Origin of the sequence: Bradyrhizobium sp. WSM1743 (assembly GCF_000473065.1) — a bacterium.
Classification (GTDB): Bacteria; Pseudomonadota; Alphaproteobacteria; order Rhizobiales; family Xanthobacteraceae; genus Bradyrhizobium.
Map to the genome: position 1 here is coordinate 139,148 of NZ_AXAZ01000013.1, position 17,978 is coordinate 157,125.

Here is a 17,978-nt window from a genome sequence, read left to right on the forward strand (position 1 = left end):
CGTCTCCCTGTTGATGTCCTACAGGCCCAGTGCGACGCGGCCGAGGCCGATGCGGATGGAATCGTCCTGCGGCGTGTGCACGCGCCCGCACAGGACATCACGATAGTGCCGCTCCAGCGGATTGGTGCGGCTGAGCCCGTGGTTACCCGTCAGCGACAGCGCATCCTCGACCACGGCGACGGCATTGTTGGTCACGGTCAGCTTGATCACGTTGGATTCGCCGGCGGAGAGATCGACACCATCGTCGAAGTCGCGGGCGAACGTGTCGATCAGCCGCGCATTGGCCGTGAGCCTGGCCTCGATCGCGCCGAGGATCTCCTGCGCGCGCGGCAAAGTCGCGAGCGGCGCGCCGAGGCTCGCGGGAACACGCTGTTTCAGGAACGTGATCAGCCAGTCGCGCGCCGCGCGGGCAACGCCATCATAAATCGCGGCGACGAACACCGTGTGGACGGTCGCCTGCGTGACGTTGGGCGCGCGCCAGTCCGCCGGCTTGCGCACATCCACCTCGGCATCCAGCGGGATCACGACATCGTCGAAGATGACGTCGTGGCTGCCGCTGGCACGCAGACCATGATGGTCCCAGGTCTCGACGATGCGCGTGCCCGGTAGGCCGGCCGGCACCAGGAACTGGCCGACGCGCGACTCGGCTTCGTTTGTCCGCGCCCAGACCAGATACCATTTCAGGATCGGCGATCCCGTCGAATAGATCTTGTGGCCGGAGAGGCGCCAGCCGGTTTCGGTGCGCCGCGCGATCGTTGCCGGCAGGCCGCCGCGCGCGGGCGAGCCGAGCTCCGGCTCCACGCGCAACGCGTTGATGAGCGCTAGGCCTTCGACGCTCTCGCGCGCGAGCTTGCGCGACATCCGCGCCGGCCAGGTGGTGCTGCGCGCCATGACGAGATGATTGATGTAATGCATCGACAGCACCAGCGCGGTGGATGGATCCGCCTTGCCGAGGATGCCGATGATGCGTGCGGCGTATCGCGCGCCAGCGCCGGCCCCGCCATGGACGGCCGGCACCGTCAGCGACAGCAGGCCCGCCTCGGACAGCTCGCGAAAATTCTCGAAGGGAAAGCTGCCGGTGCGGTCGTGCTCGGCCGCGCGCGCGGCAAAGCCTGTCGCAAGCGTCTCGGCGCGGGCGATGTAGTCTGGCTCGCTGCGAGCCGTGCGGCCCTTGGCTACGGAGGTTACCATGTGGCGTCCAATCCCAACAGGCCAAGGATCTGGCGGCGCAGGTCGGCCAGATACGGATCGCCGCGATGGCGCGGATATGGACGATCGACACGGATGTCGGCCTTCACGCGCGCGGGACGTTCGCTGAAGACGATGACGCGGTTGGCGAGCACCAGCGCTTCCTCCGCATCATGCGTCACCAGCAGCGTGGTGAACCCCTTGCGCTGCCAGAGCGAGACGAGCTCGGCCTGCATGGTGATGCGTGTCAGCGAGTCCAGTTTTCCCAGCGGCTCGTCCAGGATCAGGATCTTGGGATCGTTGACCAGCGCACGCGCCAGCGCGACGCGCTGCGCCATGCCGCCGGAGAGCTGATGCGGATAGGCGTTGCGGAACGACGACAGCCCGACGAGGTCCAGCGCGGCATCGACCCGGTGACGCTGGCTCTTCAAAACGCCCTGGGCCTCGAGGCCCAGGGCGACGTTGTCCCACACAGACCGCCAGGGAAACAGGGTCGGATCCTGGAACACGACGACGCGCGAAGGATGCGGATTTCTGATGCGCTGCTCGTCCTCCCGCAGCCTTCCTGCCTTGGGCTTGTCGAGGCCAGCGACCAGCCGCAGCAAGGTCGACTTGCCGCAGCCGGACGGGCCGAGCAGCGCGACGAACTCGCCGGGCTCGACCGAGATACTGACGTCGCTCAGCACCGGCAGCTCGGCGCCGTCGAGGTCGAAGGCGTGGCTGACCTGCTCGATGTCGAGCGCGGCGCCCGCGGCCTGATGCGTGATCGCTTCGGCGAGAGCTGCGGCTACCATTTCACGGTCCCCTTCTGCCAGACCAGGAGGCGATCGCGAATCGAAAACAGCAACGTGATCGCGCCGGAGCAGAGCAATGACATCACGATCAGCGCCGCATACATGTTGGCGTAGGCGGCCCAGCCCTGCGCCCATTGCAGGTACCAGCCGAGCCCAGCCTTGACGCCGATCATCTCCGCGACGACGAGCACGGCAAAGGACGAGCCGAGCCCCATGAACAGGCCGACGAAGACGTGCGGCAAGGCGGCTGGGATCGCGACCTTCAGCACCAGGAACGAAGGCTTGGCACCGAGCGTGCGCGCAACATCGTAATAGGCGTTGCTGACGCTGGCGACGCCCGACCAGGTCAGCACGGTGACCGGGAAGCCGGTCGCGAGCGCGATCAGGAAGGTCGAGGCGCTCCAGCTCGACGGGAAGGTGAAGAAGGCGATCGGCAGCCAGGCGGTCGCCGGCAGCGGCCCGATGAAGCGCAGCACCGGATGCACCCAATAGCCGACTGCGCGCGACCAGCCGATCGAGACGCCGGTCAAAAAGCCGACCGTGGCGCCGATCAGATAGCCGCCAAGCTGGAGCTTGACCGAGGCGAAGACGCTATCGAGCAGCTTCGGCAGATCGTCGGTATAGACCTCGATGATCGCCTGCGGCGGCGGAAAGAACGGCAGCGGCAGCCAAGCGAGCTTTGCGGTCGCAACTTCCCACACGGTCAGAAACGCGCCGAGCGCGACCAGCCAGGGCGCGCGCTTGTGCAACGCCTGTCCGGCCGAGCCGAGATAATCGGCGCCGACGGTTCCAAACAGCGCCACGGCCGCGATGACGAAGGCCGCGATGCCGAGCGAATGCGTGCGCGACCAGTCGCCGACATCCTCCCACCACAGGCAGGACAGGCCGAAGGCGATCCAGGCGATGCTGGCGAGCACGCCGACGCCGGATTCCCGGAGCCAGGTCGCCAGCAGCGGTGCGCGCGAGGTGCGCGGCGTGCCCGAGGCGAGGCCGTCAGACAGCGAATACGTCGACATAGATGCGCTCCGCGAATTTGGCGGTGTCGGTGCTCTGCTTGAACACCTGCACACTCTTGAGATCGTCGGCATAGGCCTTGAGCTCGCGCTTGAGCACGTCGCCGACGGGATGATGATGGTGGGTGTGGTAGCGCACCATGCCTTCGATGTCGGCGAGCGTCGCCGCCTTCGGCGCGTAGGGCTGGAATGATTTTGCCGCGAGCGCCGCATTCTGCGAGCTGAACATTGCGGCATCGAGCAGCGCCTGGGTGATGGCGCGCGCGACCTGCGGCTCCTCGCGCACCAGGCTGCCGCGCAGGCCGAGAATGCAGCAGCTCTTCTCGCGGTACTCGCCATCGAGATTGGAGGCGACCTCCTTGTATTGCGTGTCCTTGAGCCAGAGATAGGCGAGCGGATCGGAGGACAGGAACGCCTGCACCTCGCCCTTCTCGACGGCGACGTTGAGCAGGTTGCCCGGATAAGCGCGCCAGTCGACGTCCTTGACCGGATCGATGCCGAGTTTTGCCAACTGGATCGAGAAGAAGTTCTTGTCGGGGCCGGCGAGATCGCCGACCGCGACGATCTTGCCCTTGAGATCGGCGAGCTTGGCAACGCCGGAATCGGTGCGCGACAGCACGCGCATGCAGCCGCCATGGGTCCCGGCGGCGATCTTGACGTCAAAGCCCTGCTCCAGCGGCTTCAGCCAGCGCAGCGCCATGCCGAGACCGGCGTCGCTTTTTCCTGTCGCGATCGCTTCGAGCAGCTGGTCGGTCGAGCCGGAATAGTTGACGAGCTCGACGTCGAGATTGTGCTTCTGAAAGAAGCCGTGCTCGATGGCGACCGGCACCGGCGCGAGACAGACGGCGCCGGCGTTCCACGACAGTTTCAGCTTGCGCGGTGCGCCGGTGAGCGCAGTGGCGTCCGAGGCCGTGTGGCAGAGTGGAAACTCCGAGAAGTCGACGCCGGGCACGATGGCGCGCGGTGCAAAGGCCTGTGCCCCGAGCGCACCGAGCGGCGCCGCGAAGGCGGCGGCAAGCCCTGCCTGAAGCAGGTGGCGCCGGTCGAATTTCGATCCGTTGCGCTTGTTGTCGTAGTTCATCGGCCCCTGGCTCCTGCGCTGACACGGCTCCGCCTCTTGCGCAACGGTTCGCGTTGCGCATGTTCCGTGCGGAGCTGCGTTGAGAGCAAATTGTTTCGTCGGCGTTTTCGCGCCGCGTTGATGCGATGGGCAAATCATGCGGCGCACTCGTCGCATCGTCAATGAAATGGAATTTCGAATGTTGCGCGCGGCCAAGTCATTCTCTCCATCGCCGCGCGCGGGAACGATGAAAGGATTTTTGCAGATGCATCGGTGAGCAGTGTGCGCTTGCGCGCCCTCTCCCGCTTCATTCACGCGCATCATCAGCCGCGCTCGCTGCAATTTCTCGAAAGCCGGCGTTCATTGAAACGTCCTTGCCGATCGCGCACGCAATACGGTTGGTCATTTCATTGACTGTGCATGGCGCGCTCATAGACTTGATCGTCTCGCTGCATCGTCCGCTCACGCATCGTGAGCGACGCAAGAAGACGGATCCAATGAGCATCAACTCCCACGACCATTCCATCACGCGCCGGCTTGCGGCATCGCTTCTCGCCGCCGCCATCACCTTGTCGACCGCCGCGGCATCGCTTGCGGCCGACGCCGTCGTGCTGCGCGTCGGCGACCAGAAAGGCGGCAACCGCTCGCTGCTCGAAATCTCCGGCTATGCGAAGGACCTGCCCTACAGGATCGAATGGTCGGAATTCCCCGCGGCGGCGCCGATCCTCGAAGCACTCAACGCCGGCGCGCTCGATGTCGGCTACACCGGCGATCTCTCGTTTCTTTCGGTCTATGCGGCGGGCGCGCCGATCAAGGCGATCGGCGGCACGCGGTCAGACGCGAAAACACAAGCCATCCTGGTGCGCCAGGATTCGCCGATCAAATCGGCGGCAGACCTCAAGGGCAAACGGCTTGCCGGCACGCGCGGCGGCTGGGGTCAGTTCCTGATCGACGCCACGCTGGAGAAGGCAGGGATCAAGTTGGAGGATGCGACCTTCGCGCCGCTCGGCCCGGTCGATGCCAAGATCGCGCTGGTCGCGGGCTCGATCGATGCATGGGCGGTGTGGGAGCCTTACGTCTCGTTCGCGACGTTGAAAGACAAGGCCCGTGTGATCGCCGATGGCGAAGGCCTGACGCCGACCATCACCTTCATCGTCGCCTCCGACAACGCCATCGCCACCAAGCGTGCGGCGGTGCAGGACCTCGTGCAGCGCTTGAACAAGGCGCGGCTGTGGTCGCTGGATCACCTCACCGAATATGCCAAGAACACGGCCGAGCTGACCAAGCTGCCGGAAGACGTACTGCTGTCGGCCTATACCGCGCAGCGCACCAGCCCGATCGTGATCGACGAGAGCGTGGTCAAGGAGGTGCAGGAAGCCTCCGACCGTTCGACGCGTTACGGCATCCTGCCGAAGAAGCTCGACGTGAGCAAAGCCGTCGACCGCAGCTTCACGGCTGCGGCCGCGGGATCGAATTAGGTGAGATGGTTCTCCGATGGAGCGGCAGCCTCGCTCGACCCCTCCCGCTTGCGGAAGAGGTCGGCGCAACGCGCCGGGTGAGGGCTTTCTCCTCTAGGGGATTGTCCCATTGCAGAGACACCCTCTCCCCGACCTTCCCCGCAAGCGCAGGACTATCGCATTTGATGGCGTCTTCCTTGCGGCGCATTCTTACACGCCCGCCTCCGGCCGGTCCTCAGGATGAGGGCGGAGTGTGTGGCAGCTGGTTTGGCGGGCGCCGATGCCCATTTAGCCTCATCCTGAGGGACCGCGTAACGGTCGTCTCGAAGGACGAGGCGTGCGCTCACGTCTTTCAAAAAGCCATATGCGATAGCCCTGCCCGCAAGCGGGGGAGGGAGCGCACCGTGCTCGCGGCAATAGGTAAATCCAACAAGGCAAAGCGCGGCCAAATGCGCAAGCTTCGCCTCAAGCCCGGCCCACTGCATCTCGCTGCGATCGTGCTCATGCATTTAGCATGCATGAGCCTGATCGTGTGGCTCTCGTTCTAGCCGCGCGGTGCTCACCAATAGCTGTAATAGCGACGGTGATAGACGCGGTACGGCCGATAATAGCCATAGCTGTAGTACGGACGATAGGGTCGATAGTATCGCGGATAGGCATAGCCCGGCCCGTAGCCATAACCGTAATACGCCGGGGCATAGCCATAACCGTAGCCCGGATATCCATAGCCGTAATATGGACCGCCATAGTAGCCGTAAGGGGCGCCGGCCGCGATGGCGCCACCAATGATCGCGCCGGCCGCGAGACCACCAAGACCCCAGCCCCATCCGCCGCCGCGCCAATGCACCTGCGCGACGTTGTCGCCGGCCGCAGCCTTCATCGTCGCGACGTTGGTCGGCATCGGGCCCGCCGTGGCCTGCCCGATCTGGCCCGCCATGACCACGCCGGCCAGCGAACAGGCAATTGCCGTCTTCCAGATCCTCATCGTCTTACTCCTGTCTGACCTTTCGCTTGGAAAAGGATCGCAGCGTCATGATCGGGCATCCTTGCGCCAAGTCAAAGCCTGGAATTTGCGTGCACCGCACAAGACGCATGCCTCCGTTCTGATCAATTGGTGCCCGGCGTGGATCGAAGACCTCGCCGCCTGTGACACGCGTGCGACGGCGCCTGAGGCCCGATCACCCGGCAAAGCATTAAGCTTCCCGTGCATTCGCAACCAACAACCACCTTCACGATTTACTATTCGTGCCATTACTATCGGTTCCAATGTGCGCGGCCGGGAGGCTTCTCGCGAGCGCCAGGGTTGTGGGAGGATGACATGAGTGCCGCGAGACCCGAGCCGCTTGCCCGCCAGGCGCTGGCGTTCGTCCTGGCCGGAGGACGCGGCAGCCGGCTGCTGGAGCTGACCGACCGGCGCGCCAAGCCGGCGGTCTATTTCGGCGGCAAGTCCCGCATCATCGATTTCGCGCTATCGAATGCGGTGAACTCGGGCATCCGCCGTATCGCGGTCGCAACCCAATACAAGGCGCACAGCCTGATCCGGCACCTTCAGATGGGCTGGAACTTCTTCCGCCCCGAACGTAACGAGAGTTTTGATATTCTTCCCGCCAGCCAGCGCGTCTCCGAGACCATGTGGTATGTCGGCACGGCGGACGCGGTGTACCAGAACATCGACATCATCGAATCCCACGCCTGCCGCTTCATCGTGGTGCTGGCCGGCGACCACATCTACAAAATGGACTACGAGGTGATGCTGCGCCAGCACGTCGAGAGCGGCGCCGACGTCACCGTCGGCTGCCTCGAGATGCCGCGGACGGAATCCTCGGGCTTCGGCATCATGCATATCGACGAGAACGGCTGGATCCAGTCGTTCCTGGAGAAGCCGAAAGATCCGCCGCCGATGCCCGGCAAGGCGGACATCTCGCTCGCCAGCATGGGCATCTACGTGTTCGACGCGAAATTCCTGTTCGACCAGCTCAAGCGCGACGCCGAAGACCCGAACTCCAATCACGATTTCGGCAAGGACATCATCCCCTACATCGTCAAGAATGGCCGCGCGATGGCGCACCAGTACTCGACCTCCTGCGTCCGCTCCGGCAGCGATCTCCGCGCCTATTGGCGCGACGTCGGCACGGTCGACGCCTATTGGGCCGCCAATATCGACCTCACCGACGTGGTGCCGGAGCTCGACCTGTTCGACCGCGCCTGGCCGATCTGGTCCTATGCCGAGATCACGCCGCCGGCGAAATTCGTCCATGACGAGGAGAGCCGGCGAGGACAGGCGGTGAGCTCGCTGGTCTCCGGCGGCTGCATCATCTCGGGCGCCTCGCTGCGCCGCGCGTTGCTGTTCACCGGCGTGCGCATCAACTCCTACGCCAATGTCGAGAACGCCGTGATCATGCCCTATGTGAATGTCGGCCGCGGTGCTCGCTTGAGGAACGTCGTGATCGACCGCGGCGTCGAGATTCCGGAGGGGCTCGTCGTCGGCGAGGATCCCGAGTTTGACGGGAAGCGCTTCCGCACCACCGAGCAGGGCATCTCGCTGATCACCCAGCCGATGATCGACAGGCTCAATACATGACGCCTGTTCGCGTCCTCGCGGTCGCTTCTGAAGTCTATCCCCTCGTCAAGACCGGCGGCCTTGCGGATGTCGCCGGCGCGCTGCCGGCTGCGCTGAAGGCGCATGGCGTCGAGATGCGCACCTTGATGCCCGGCTATCCCGACGTGATGCGCCTGCTGTCAGGCGCAGACGAACTCCGGCGCTGGCCGGATTATTTCGGCGGCCCCGGGCGCCTGCTGGCGGGCTCGTATGACGGGCTCGATCTGTTCGTGCTGGACGTGCCGCATCTCTATGCGCGGCCGGGCAACCCCTATGTCACCACTGAGGGCATCGACTGGCCGGACAACGGCGTGCGCTTTGCCGCGCTGTCGCGCGTGGCCGCGGATATCGGCCGCGGCCTCGTCCCGGCCTTCGTGCCCGATATCGTGCACGCCCACGATTGGCAGGCGGGGCTCGCGCCGGCTTATCTGCACTACGACAATCGTCCGCGGCCCGGCACCGTGATGACCATTCACAACATGGCCTATCAGGGCAAGTTCGCGCCTGATTTGATCGGATCGATCGGCCTGCCCTGGGACTCGTTCAACGTTCAGGCGCTGGAATATTTCGGCGGCATCAGCTTCTTGAAGGCCGGCCTGCGATTCGCCGATCGCATCACCACGGTATCGCCGACCTACGCGAAGGAAATCCAGAGCGACGAAGGCGGCATGGGGCTCGGCGGTCTGCTTCGTGAACGTTCGGGCGTGCTGAGCGGGATTCTCAACGGCATCGACACATCGGTGTGGAATCCGCAGGAAGATCCGCACATCGCCTACCGCTTCGGCGCCGAGGACCTGACGTTCCGCGCCGCGAACAAGGCGGTGCTGCAGCAGCAGTTCAACCTCGATCCCTCCGACGAAGCACCACTGCTCGGCGTCATCAGCCGCCTGTCGTGGCAGAAGGGGCTCGACCTCCTGCTCGAGGCCATTCCGACCATCCTGCGCGAAGGCATGCAGCTCGCACTGCTCGGCAGTGGCGAGCGCGATCTGCAGGATGGCTATCAGGCTGCGGCCCGCGCCCACCCCGGCCGGATCGGCGTCGTGATCGGCTATGACGAGATTCTGGCGCATCTGATTCAAGCGGGCTCGGACGCGTTGATCGTGCCTTCGCGGTTCGAGCCGTGCGGACTGACCCAGCTCTGCGCGCTGCGCTATGGCACTGTCCCGATCGTCTCCCGCGTCGGCGGCCTCGAAGACACCATCGTCGATATCGGCGAGGCCGATGCGTCCAACCACGATGCCACCGGATTCAAGTTCGGCCCCGTGACGGCCGATGCCCTCGCCGGCACGCTGCGCAAGGCCAACACCGTCTTCCACGACAAGCTGACCTGGCGCCGGCTGCAACGCGGCGGCCTTGCCAGCGACGTCTCCTGGCGCAACCGCGCCGGCGACTATGCTGCGCTGTATCGCGATCTCATGACAGCCCGCGCGTGAGTCATGACCGACGTCGAATCCATGCTATAGAGCCGGCATGGAACCCCTCATGATCAAGCTCATCGGCTTTGCCGCCGCCACCTGCACCACCGTGGCCTATGCGCCGCAGGCCATCAAGGTGTGGAAGACCCGCTCCACCGGTGACATCTCGCTCGGCATGTTCCTGGTCATGGTGCTGGGCCTGGCGCTCTGGCTCCTCTACGGCCTGCTCTCGGGTGATGCGCCGCTCGTCGCCGCCAACGCCATCACCATGCTGCTCGCCGGCGGCATCCTGGTGATGAAGCTGCGCTACGGGTGAGGCCTTCTTCGCCTCTGCTCGCGTCCGGCAGGGAGGGTCTCGCAAATCCGCTCCGTCATCCTGAGGTGCGACGCGAGCGGTGCGCAGCACCGCATGCAGAGCCTCGAAGGATGAACGGCGAGATGCAGCCGGGCCGTCGCCCTTCGAGGCTTGCTCAGCGGCGCCCATGCGCCCAGAGCGCGCACCTCAGGGTGACGGGGATGAGCTGGTGCGAACTCTCTCGTCATCGCAAGCGCGAACAAATCTCGTCGCGCTCTCAGAAGGGGAGAAGGAAGTCACCCGCCAAACACATACGACGCCATCGCCACATTCGCGACCTCGTCGACGAAGACGCGCTTGCCTACGTCGCTGCCGGCAGCGCCAGCCGCCACCATCAGCGGCAACAGATGGTCCTCGCGTGGATGCGCCAGGCGTGCGCTAGGTGCGTTCTCCCAGTCGACCAGCATGGCATTGCGGCGCGCCGCATCAGGGCTGCTGATCGCCTCGTTCAGATAGGCCTCGAAATCATATGAGACCGGTTTCGACTCCGGCCGGTTGAAGCCGCGCATGTTGTGATAGGTCAGGCCGCTGCCGACGATCAGAATGCCTTCGTCGCGCAAGGGTGCGATCGCCTGCCCCACCTTGACGTGCTCGGCCGCGTCATAGCTCGACTTCAACGAGAGCAGCACGATCGGCATGTCGGCGTTCGGATACATCAGGCCGAGCGGCACGAAGGTGCCGTGGTCAAAGCCCTGGTTGGGATCTTCGCGGCAATCGAAGCCCGCGTGCTTCAGCAGCGCCTTCACCTGCGCGGCGAGCTCGGGCTTGCCCGGCGCCGGATATTTGAGGTGGTAGGTATGCTCGGGGAAACCGTAATAGTCGTAGACCATCGGCGGATGCGGCGAGGTCGACACCGTGAAGTCGTCGGCCTCCCAATGGCCGGTGATGACGAGCACGGCCTTCGGCCTCTCCGGCAGAAGCTGCGGCAGACGGCCGAACGCCTCGGCAGTCCTGGCATATTGTACCCGCCTGTCCTCCATGAAGGGCCAGGGGCCACCGCCATGCGACAGGAACAGAGTTGGAAATCGCGTCATGGGGCTCGTCTCGTTGACAACAGGCGCGTGCGAGCTGTCCGCACGAGCTGCGGTGAGCATAGGCAAAGCAGCATGGTTAGCAAGTCGTTAACGATTTGCCGGCCAGAATCCCCGGTGTGGCCGAAGCAGTCGGCCCGAAGACAAGTGAGACGTGAGATGAGGAAGTTTGCGCTGGGGGACGTCGTCAACAGTGACAAGGGCCGCCGCGGTGTCGTCCGCGCTGCCTTCAAGTCCAGGGAAGGCCAGCAGTTCTATGCCGTCGAGAAGGATGGCGCGATAGACTATCTCGAAGAAGACCGGCTGAGCCCGGCGCCCCGCGTCGAGCTCGCGGCTTAAATCCAGCTCATTTCCTGCCATCACCTGCGAGTCGATCGAGACGCTCCGCGAATGGATCGTCTCCGCTTGCGATGCGATCGTTCGTGATTAGCAGCAGGCGATCGCCGCCCGCCGCGTCCCAGCGCGGCAGGTCGGGACCATTGGGATCGCCGCTCCTGGCGAAATTGATCCAGTAGGCGCGCATGCGGTTTGCGACCGCGCGATCGCGTCGCGACAAGATGCCCGCGCCAGGCACGCCTTCCGCACCGAAGATGAACTGCAACTCCCTTCCGTGGCCGACTTCCGGATTTGTGCGCCTGGCCTCCGGCACATAGGCGAAACGGTAGCGAAAGGTCGGCGCGCCGCTTGCGGCGTGCAGGCGGGCCAGCAGTCGCACCGGTTCCGAGAAGATCTTGTCGGTGTAAAACCTTGCCGCGAGATCCGAGGGTCTGGCGAGATCGGGATAGAGCTTGCGTAGTTCGTCGCTGGCAATGCCGGACGGCGCAAGCTCCTCCTTGATATCGGACTCATTCTCCAAGCCCGTCTCGTCGTCGTTCGAGCCGATGATCAAGGGAATGCGGCTTTGATGTCCGGCCGCAAAGCCCGAGGCAAGGTCCTCCTCGGTCGCCAGACGTCCATCCATCATCGGCGCGAAGCTGCGCGGCGATTTCTCCAGCAATTGTTTTTCGGCGGCCAGCAGGCGCCGCGGCTCGGCTGCGCGCAAATCTGTTTTCGGCCCAAGCGCGGCCACGAACTGCCGGCCCACCGCCTCCGCTTCTTGCACCGAGCGCAAGCGTGCGCGGCCGGGCACCGATTGCAGAATGGCCTTCTGGAAGAGATCGCGCGCTTGCGCAGACAGCATCAGCAGCGCGATCGATGTCGCGCCTGCATCGCTGCCAAACAAAGTGACATTGCCCCGATCGCCGCCGAAGGCCGCGATATTGTCGTGCACCCAATGCAGTGCGGCGATCTGGTCCATCAGGCCGTAATTTCCGGAGCTGTCGTCCGACAACGCGGGGTGCGTGAGCCAGCCGAGCGCGCCAAGGCGATAATTCACGGTGACCGCGATGAGCCCCGCCTGCGCCAGCTTGGCGCCATCGAACAGCGGATCATTCGCGGTGCCCGAGACGAAGCCGCCGCCATGGATGAACACCATCACCGGCAATGGACCGTCGACCCCGAAAGGACGGAACACGTTCAGCGTCAGACAATCCTCGCTCGCCTCCGGCCGCGACGGTTGAAGGCACGGCGCGCCGTAGTCGTAGGCGGTGCGCATTTCCGAACTTTCGGTCGTCGGCTGCGGCGCTTGCCAGCGCAGCGCGCCGACCGGCGGCGCCGTGTAAACCAACCCCTTGAAGGACGCCACCTCGCCTTCCACGGCGCCGAGCATCTGCCCTTCACGCGTCAACGCGAAGGGGAATTGTCCGACCGGCTGCGCCACGGCCGATCGTGCGCAACACAGGACTGCGGAAGCCGCAACAAGTGCAAGCAAGCACCGCATCTTGGAGGATCTCGATGAGGGGACCGGCAGGTTATGTCCAGAGTCGTCAGCGAAGCAAGCCTCGCCTAGCTGCCCTTGCCCTTCAGCTCCGCCAGCGCGCGGCGAGCGATGATGCCGAGCTCGCCAAGGGTGGAGTGGCCGGACTGCGCCGCCTCGATCAGGCGCTCGGCGATGAATCTGCGGCTGTCGTGATCGCCACCATGCGGCAGTTGCCGGCACGTCTCCTCGAGGACGACGTCCATGTTCGCTTTGGTGCGCTCACTCAACTCTGTCATGACGCCCAGCCGCTACGCGTGGCTTGTAAGCGCAAGCATACACAGAAGGATGCGGTCTGATTACCCCGGGCGATCACGGCCATTGTGCATCGCGGTGCGTGTGGTGCCGCAACATTCGCGCGGTCACGATGCCGCCGCAAACGACCACCGGGGATTGCACTTGCTGTAATGACAAGCTGAACCTGCGGCGATAGCCTGCCGGCAAAACAAAACATACGGGAGGAATGCCATGTCTGACGCGATGGTTGCCACACGTGCCTCCGATGAGCGCGGAACCGCTCAGCAGGTCGATGTCGCCGTGGTCGGCGCCGGATTTGCCGGCCTCTATCTTCTCCATCGCCTGCGCAAGGCCGGCTTCTCAGCGGTCGGCCTCGAAGAGGCCGGCGATGTCGGCGGCACCTGGTACTGGAACCGCTATCCGGGCGCGCGCTGCGACATCCAGACCATCGACTACAGCTATACGTTCGATCCGGAGCTCGAAGCGGCATGGACATGGTCGGAGAAATACGCGACCCAACCCGAGATCCTGCGCTACCTCGGCTTCGTCGCCGACCGCTATGATCTCAGGCGCGACATCCGCTTCAAGACCAAGGTCACCGAAGCCAGATGGGACGAGGCCGCCGAGCGCTGGCTCATCACCACCGACAATGGCGCACCGGTCGCCTGCCGCCATTACATCATGGCCACTGGCTGCCTTTCGGCGCCAAAGCCGCCGGAGATCGACGGCGTCAAGGACTTCAAGGGCGAGGTCTATTTCACCGGGCGCTGGCCGCATGACGGCGTCAATCTCGCGGGAAAACGCGTCGCCGTGATCGGCACAGGCTCGTCGGCGATCCAGTCGATCCCGCTGATCGCCGAACAGGCCGCGCATCTGACCGTGTTCCAGCGCACGCCGAATTTCGCGCTGCCCGCGCACAACGGTCCCGCTCCCTCCGATCGCATGAGCCTGCTGCAAGGCGACCGCGCCGCCTATCGCGAGCAGGCGCGCCAGTCGATGGCCGGCGTGCCCTATCCGCAGCAGACGGTCGTGAGCTGGCAATTGAGCGATGCCGAGCGCCGCGAGCGGTTCGAACGTGCCTGGGCGGCCGGCGACCTCGTCCACATCCTGACGCAGCTCTGGGCCGACCAGGCCGTGGACGTCGACGGCAACAAGATCGTCCAGGACCTGATCCGCGAAAAGATCCGCGCCGCCGTCAGGGACCCTGAAACCGCCGCGGCACTCACCCCGCATGACCATCCGTTCGGCGCCAAGCGTCCCTGTCTCGACACCAATTATTACGCCACCTACAACCGGCCGAACGTCACGCTGGTCAATCTGCGCCAGGAGCCGATCAAGGCAATCACGGCGAGCGGCATCTCCACCAACGGCCGCAGCTTCGACCTCGACGTCATCGTGTTCGCAACCGGTTTCGACGCGATGACCGGTGCGATCCGTGCCGTGCATCCGATCACCGGGCGCGGCGGCAGGTCGCTCTCCGACGTCTGGGCGCAGGGGCCGCAGACCTATCTCGGCCTCACGGTCGAAGGTTTCCCGAACTTCTTCATGGTGACCGGGCCCGGCAGCCCGTCGGTGCTGTCGAACATGGCGGTGTCGATCGAGCAGCATGTCGACTGGGTGGTGGACCGCCTCGCAGCCTTGCGCGACGCTGGCTTCACCACGATGGAGCCGACCGAGACGGCGCAGGCCGGCTGGGGCCGGCATATGGCGGACTGCTCGATGCTGACGCTGCACCGGCTCGCCAACACCTGGTACACGGGCGCCAACGTGCCCGGCAAGGTGCAGGGACTGATGCCCTATACCGGCGGCGTCGGCCCCTATCGCAGCATCTGCGACGAGGTGGTCAGCCGCGGCATGCTCGGCTTCAGGCTCACCGGCCCGAACGGCGCGGCGCAGTGCAATGACGGCGAGGTCGTGCGCCTGCAGCCGGACGTGCGGCTGGTGCTCAACCTGCTCGCCTCGCTCAACCTGCCGCCGATCGAGTCGATGGGCGCGGAAGGCGCGCGCGCTTTCGTCAACGAGTTCAACAAGGGCCGCCCCGCCGGACGGCCGATCGGCGAGATTGTCGACGGCACCCTCCCTGGTGCCGACGGTCCGCTGCCCTATCGTGTCTACAAGCCCGCAACAGCAGGACCGCATCCGGTCGTGGTCTATTTCCACGGCGGCGGCTGGGTGCTCGGCGACGAGCAGTCGGACGAGCCGTTCTGCCGCGACATGGTGCGCAGGACCGGCATGATGTTCGTCAGCGTCGGCTATCGCCACGCGCCGGAGCATCGCTTCCCGACCGCCGCCGAGGACGGTTATGCGGCCACGCGCTGGATCGCCGAGCACGCCGCCGAGCTCGGCGGCAGGCCGGGCCCGGTGCTGGTGGCAGGCTGGAGCGCCGGCGGCAACATCGCCGCCGTCACCTGCCAGCTCGCGCGCGACCGCGGCGGGCCCGATATCGCCGGCCAGCTCCTGATCTGCCCGGTCACGGACTGCACCTTCGATCGCCCATCCTACAACGACAATGCGACCGGCTACTTCCTGACGCGCTCGCTGATGTACTGGTTCTGGGACATCTACTGCTCGCCGGCCGACCGTACCGACCCGCGGGTCTCGCCGCTGCGCGGCAAGGTCGAAAACTTGCCACCGGCCTTCGTCGTCACCTGCGAGTTCGATCCGTTGCGGGACGAGGGCGTCGCCTATGCCGAGGCGATGCAGGCCGCAGGCGTCCCGGTCGAGCAGCTTAGGGCGCGCGGCCATTTCCACTCCTCCTTCACCATGGTCGACGTGGTGATCACGGGCGTGTCGGGCCGGGTGCAGATGGCCAGCGCCTTGCGGCGCTTCGCCGGACTGCCGCAGGAGCTCAGCCACCACGAGAGCAGCCAGGGGCATGACAGCCCGGGGCACAGAATCGCGGCCGCCGCGAGCTGAGGAGCGACAAGGCGGCTAGGAACCTTTTCCCGGCTGCCGCGTTGAGTGATCGTGGCATTGAGATGCAGCGATAAATGTGTGGGCCCCGGCACGCGGATTTGTGTGCTGGGGCCGTCTTTTGCGTGAGGCAGGCGATGGGGGACGCGGTCGGGGATTCAAAGGTCGACTTCAGCGCGCTTGCGGTGCTGCAGAAATGGCCGTCACTTGCAAACCAGCGACGGCCGGACCGGGAGCCTTATCGGGTCATTGAGGGCACGCTCGACGATTGCATCTCGGCGTTCATGCAGAAGCCGGCGGCAACCCGGCACCTCTACGAGATACGTACGGCGGCGCAGCCACCGCTGGTCACGGAGATACTTTCACCCGAGCACGTCATCGAGCTATCGCGCTTGAGAGAATTTCTCTGACAGCCTTCACAAGCACGCGAGCAGGAACCTTCTTACGGTTTTCCCGTTGTCAGGGATCGGAAGTAAAGACGCGAGCGCCTCACATGCTTGACGCCGACGTATCATCACCGATCGTACCGTACGGCGCAGACGAGACCCTCTTCGTGGTGATCGATCGCCGCGACGAGGCGACCGAAATCCGCATCGAGCGCAGCGATCTCGAAGCCACCATCGGCGAGCTTGTCGCCGGATGCTTCAACGACCCGATCAAGGTGATCTCGTTCAATACGCTTGAGCATTGGATGAAGGACATCTCGACCGACGTCGCTGGCGAGATTCGTGCGCGCTGCGACATCTACGGCATAGAGCTGCCCGATTATCTCAGCGACTTCGTCGAGAGCCACCGCTGAGCGGGCGTGGTCTCAATTGCGCAGACAGGGAAGCAAGGCGAATGCGCTTGCCGCAGGGTTCGCCAGAGCTAAGCGCGGCGGTGCTTGCCGGCGATGACCTCGATCTCGCGGCGGCGTTCGCCCGCGAAGGTCAGGAGCTTCTCGATCGTCAGCGTATCCGTGATCCGTTTGGCGAGCCGCTCGGCGCGCGCCGCCTGATCTTCGAGATGCTGGATCGTGTTCAAGCGCCGCCTCCCCCGAAAGCCCGGAATTGTGTGGGCAGCCATGGTGCTTGAGAAGCCGCTAACAGCCGGTTAAGCGCACCGCATTGGCCTCGACGAGTGGCGCGCTATCGCACGACCTCGAGCCTGACATTGGTGATGCCCTTGTCGACCATGCCGAGCGCCTCGGCCGCGGATGGGGAGATGTCGACCACGCGCCCGCGAACAAAGGGTCCGCGATCATTGACCCTGACGGTGACGAAGCGGCCGGAGGAGGTATCGGTGACCCGCAGCTTGGTGCCGAACGGCAGAGTGGGATGCGCCGCGGTCAACTCGTTCTTGTCGAACTTCTCGCCGCTCGCGGTTTCCGTATCCGAATAGAAGCTGGCGACGCCGTGCGAAGCCGTCCGCTTTGCGTCACCGTCGACGGCGCGCGCCCGGCTGATCGGGCGTGGATGCAGCGCCGCCACCCTGTGCGGGCGCTCCACCGCGGCCTGCCGGCCGGTAGCAGCGAGATCGGCCTTCTGGCGACCCACCGGCGACTGCGCGCAAGCGGCGAGCGAGGCGGCTCCGGCGATGGCGAGCAGCAGCCGGCACGGGGTTGCGAGGGAAATCCGAGCAGTTTCGGCACGTGCAATGCGAGACATGGTACGCCCCTCCGAACGGGGCGGATTTTCGGTGGGCAATGAGGGCAGAACCTTGTCGGAACAAAAGCGGCTCTGGGGCTGCGGCCGTTTCGCATCAGCTGTGACGATTCCACCACAGTGGCGTGTTTCGAATCGGGACAGACGTGCGCTCCCTCTCCCGCTTGCGAGAGCTTTGCATTATTCGCGAATCTGCGATTCCCTAGACGGATTGGAGGGGATGGGAATGGCATATCGGCAGGTGGGGCAACCGAGCTTTGCGGACGCGCTGGCGTCGTCGCGGCGTGGAAAAGGCAATCCGGTGCTGAGGCGGATCAGCGAACTGGTGGATTGGACCGCGGTGGAGCACGTGCTGGGCGGTCTGCCGGAACCGGAGCGCGGGGCGCCGCCGTACCCGCGGCTGGTGATGTTGAAGGCG

General features: G+C 65.1%; 18 protein-coding genes and 1 pseudogene. 9 read left to right on the forward strand and 10 right to left on the reverse strand.

Annotation, left to right across the window (positions count from 1 at the left end; translation table 11 throughout):
• Positions 1-18 precede the first annotated feature (18 nt).
• Genes YU9_RS0111305 through YU9_RS0111320 form a run of 4 tightly spaced genes read right to left on the reverse strand, consistent with a single transcriptional unit; the run spans position 19 to position 4,076 of the window.
• Positions 19-1,191, reverse strand: a complete 1,173-nt coding sequence (locus YU9_RS0111305) for an acyl-CoA dehydrogenase family protein (protein WP_027572925.1) — start codon at positions 1,189-1,191, stop codon at positions 19-21.
• A complete protein-coding gene (locus YU9_RS0111310; protein ID WP_027572926.1) occupies positions 1,185-1,982 on the reverse strand; it encodes an ABC transporter ATP-binding protein in 798 nt (265 codons plus the stop codon). The genes YU9_RS0111305 and YU9_RS0111310 overlap by 7 nt, the downstream gene beginning before the upstream one ends.
• The gene (locus YU9_RS0111315; RefSeq protein WP_027572927.1) at positions 1,976-2,998 is read right to left on the reverse strand and encodes an ABC transporter permease; all 1,023 of its coding nucleotides are present in this window, start codon (positions 2,996-2,998) and stop codon (positions 1,976-1,978) included. Before YU9_RS0111315 ends, YU9_RS0111310 begins: the two co-directional genes overlap by 7 nt.
• On the reverse strand, positions 2,976-4,076 hold the full coding sequence (locus tag YU9_RS0111320; protein WP_027572928.1) for an ABC transporter substrate-binding protein: 1,101 nt from the start codon (positions 4,074-4,076) through the stop codon (positions 2,976-2,978). Before YU9_RS0111320 ends, YU9_RS0111315 begins: the two co-directional genes overlap by 23 nt.
• Before the next feature lie 476 nt (positions 4,077-4,552).
• Here YU9_RS0111320 and YU9_RS0111325 point away from each other — a divergent pair, with 476 nt between their 5' ends.
• Positions 4,553-5,533 carry an ABC transporter substrate-binding protein gene (locus YU9_RS0111325; protein ID WP_027572929.1) on the forward strand — a complete coding sequence of 327 codons (981 nt, stop codon included), beginning with the start codon at positions 4,553-4,555 and terminating at the stop codon, positions 5,531-5,533.
• A 538-nt stretch (positions 5,534-6,071) separates the two neighbouring features.
• Here the strand turns inward: YU9_RS0111325 and YU9_RS0111335 are convergent.
• Positions 6,072-6,497 (reverse strand): hypothetical protein, encoded by a 426-nt coding sequence (locus tag YU9_RS0111335; RefSeq protein WP_027572930.1) that lies wholly within the window; start codon positions 6,495-6,497, stop codon positions 6,072-6,074.
• A 333-nt stretch (positions 6,498-6,830) separates the two neighbouring features.
• On the opposite strand from YU9_RS0111335, the gene glgC reads away from it, so the two are divergent.
• From glgC to YU9_RS0111350, 3 genes are read left to right on the forward strand one after another with little or no spacing between them, the layout of a single operon-like run.
• Positions 6,831-8,093 carry a glucose-1-phosphate adenylyltransferase gene (gene glgC / locus YU9_RS0111340; protein ID WP_027572931.1) on the forward strand — a complete coding sequence of 421 codons (1,263 nt, stop codon included), beginning with the start codon at positions 6,831-6,833 and terminating at the stop codon, positions 8,091-8,093.
• Positions 8,090-9,544: a glycogen synthase GlgA gene (glgA, locus tag YU9_RS0111345; RefSeq protein WP_027572932.1), complete on the forward strand. Its 1,455-nt coding sequence runs from the start codon at positions 8,090-8,092 to the stop codon at positions 9,542-9,544. Before glgC ends, glgA begins: the two co-directional genes overlap by 4 nt.
• A gap of 37 nt (positions 9,545-9,581) precedes the next feature.
• Positions 9,582-9,842, forward strand: a complete 261-nt coding sequence (locus YU9_RS0111350) for a SemiSWEET transporter (protein ID WP_027572933.1) — start codon at positions 9,582-9,584, stop codon at positions 9,840-9,842.
• Positions 9,843-10,117: 275 nt separating this feature from the next.
• On the opposite strand, the gene YU9_RS0111355 is transcribed toward YU9_RS0111350, so the two are convergent.
• Complete coding sequence (locus YU9_RS0111355; protein WP_027572934.1) at positions 10,118-10,915, reverse strand: class III extradiol ring-cleavage dioxygenase; 798 nt, start codon at positions 10,913-10,915, stop codon at positions 10,118-10,120.
• Positions 10,916-11,071: 156 nt separating this feature from the next.
• Here YU9_RS0111355 and YU9_RS0111360 point away from each other — a divergent pair, with 156 nt between their 5' ends.
• On the forward strand, positions 11,072-11,251 hold the full coding sequence (locus YU9_RS0111360; RefSeq protein WP_027572935.1) for a hypothetical protein: 180 nt from the start codon (positions 11,072-11,074) through the stop codon (positions 11,249-11,251).
• 7 nt (positions 11,252-11,258) lie between these two features.
• On the opposite strand, the gene YU9_RS0111365 is transcribed toward YU9_RS0111360, so the two are convergent.
• Complete coding sequence (locus YU9_RS0111365; protein WP_027572936.1) at positions 11,259-12,731, reverse strand: carboxylesterase/lipase family protein; 1,473 nt, start codon at positions 12,729-12,731, stop codon at positions 11,259-11,261.
• Positions 12,732-12,796: 65 nt separating this feature from the next.
• Positions 12,797-13,006, reverse strand: coding sequence for a hypothetical protein (locus YU9_RS0111370; protein WP_036017229.1), 210 nt, complete (start codon positions 13,004-13,006; stop codon positions 12,797-12,799).
• Positions 13,007-13,235: 229 nt separating this feature from the next.
• Between YU9_RS0111370 and YU9_RS0111375 the strand changes: the two genes are divergently transcribed.
• The 3 genes from YU9_RS0111375 (at position 13,236) to YU9_RS0111385 (ending at position 16,716) form a co-directional block, all read left to right on the forward strand.
• The gene (locus YU9_RS0111375) at positions 13,236-15,920 is read left to right on the forward strand and encodes an alpha/beta hydrolase fold domain-containing protein (RefSeq protein WP_027572938.1); all 2,685 of its coding nucleotides are present in this window, start codon (positions 13,236-13,238) and stop codon (positions 15,918-15,920) included.
• A gap of 134 nt (positions 15,921-16,054) precedes the next feature.
• Complete coding sequence (locus YU9_RS0111380) at positions 16,055-16,327, forward strand: hypothetical protein (protein ID WP_027572939.1); 273 nt, start codon at positions 16,055-16,057, stop codon at positions 16,325-16,327.
• An 83-nt stretch (positions 16,328-16,410) separates the two neighbouring features.
• Positions 16,411-16,716, forward strand: coding sequence for a hypothetical protein (locus tag YU9_RS0111385; RefSeq protein ID WP_027572940.1), 306 nt, complete (start codon positions 16,411-16,413; stop codon positions 16,714-16,716).
• Positions 16,717-16,784: 68 nt separating this feature from the next.
• Here YU9_RS0111385 and YU9_RS48950 read toward each other — a convergent pair whose 3' ends face one another.
• Positions 16,785-16,940, reverse strand: a complete 156-nt coding sequence (locus tag YU9_RS48950; protein WP_198028231.1) for a hypothetical protein — start codon at positions 16,938-16,940, stop codon at positions 16,785-16,787.
• 104 nt (positions 16,941-17,044) lie between these two features.
• Complete coding sequence (locus YU9_RS0111395) at positions 17,045-17,563, reverse strand: septal ring lytic transglycosylase RlpA family protein (RefSeq protein ID WP_027572941.1); 519 nt, start codon at positions 17,561-17,563, stop codon at positions 17,045-17,047.
• Between the two features lie 223 nt (positions 17,564-17,786).
• On the opposite strand from YU9_RS0111395, the pseudogene YU9_RS0111400 reads away from it, so the two are divergent.
• Positions 17,787-17,978, forward strand: a pseudogene (locus YU9_RS0111400) (IS5/IS1182 family transposase); the annotation flags it as partial.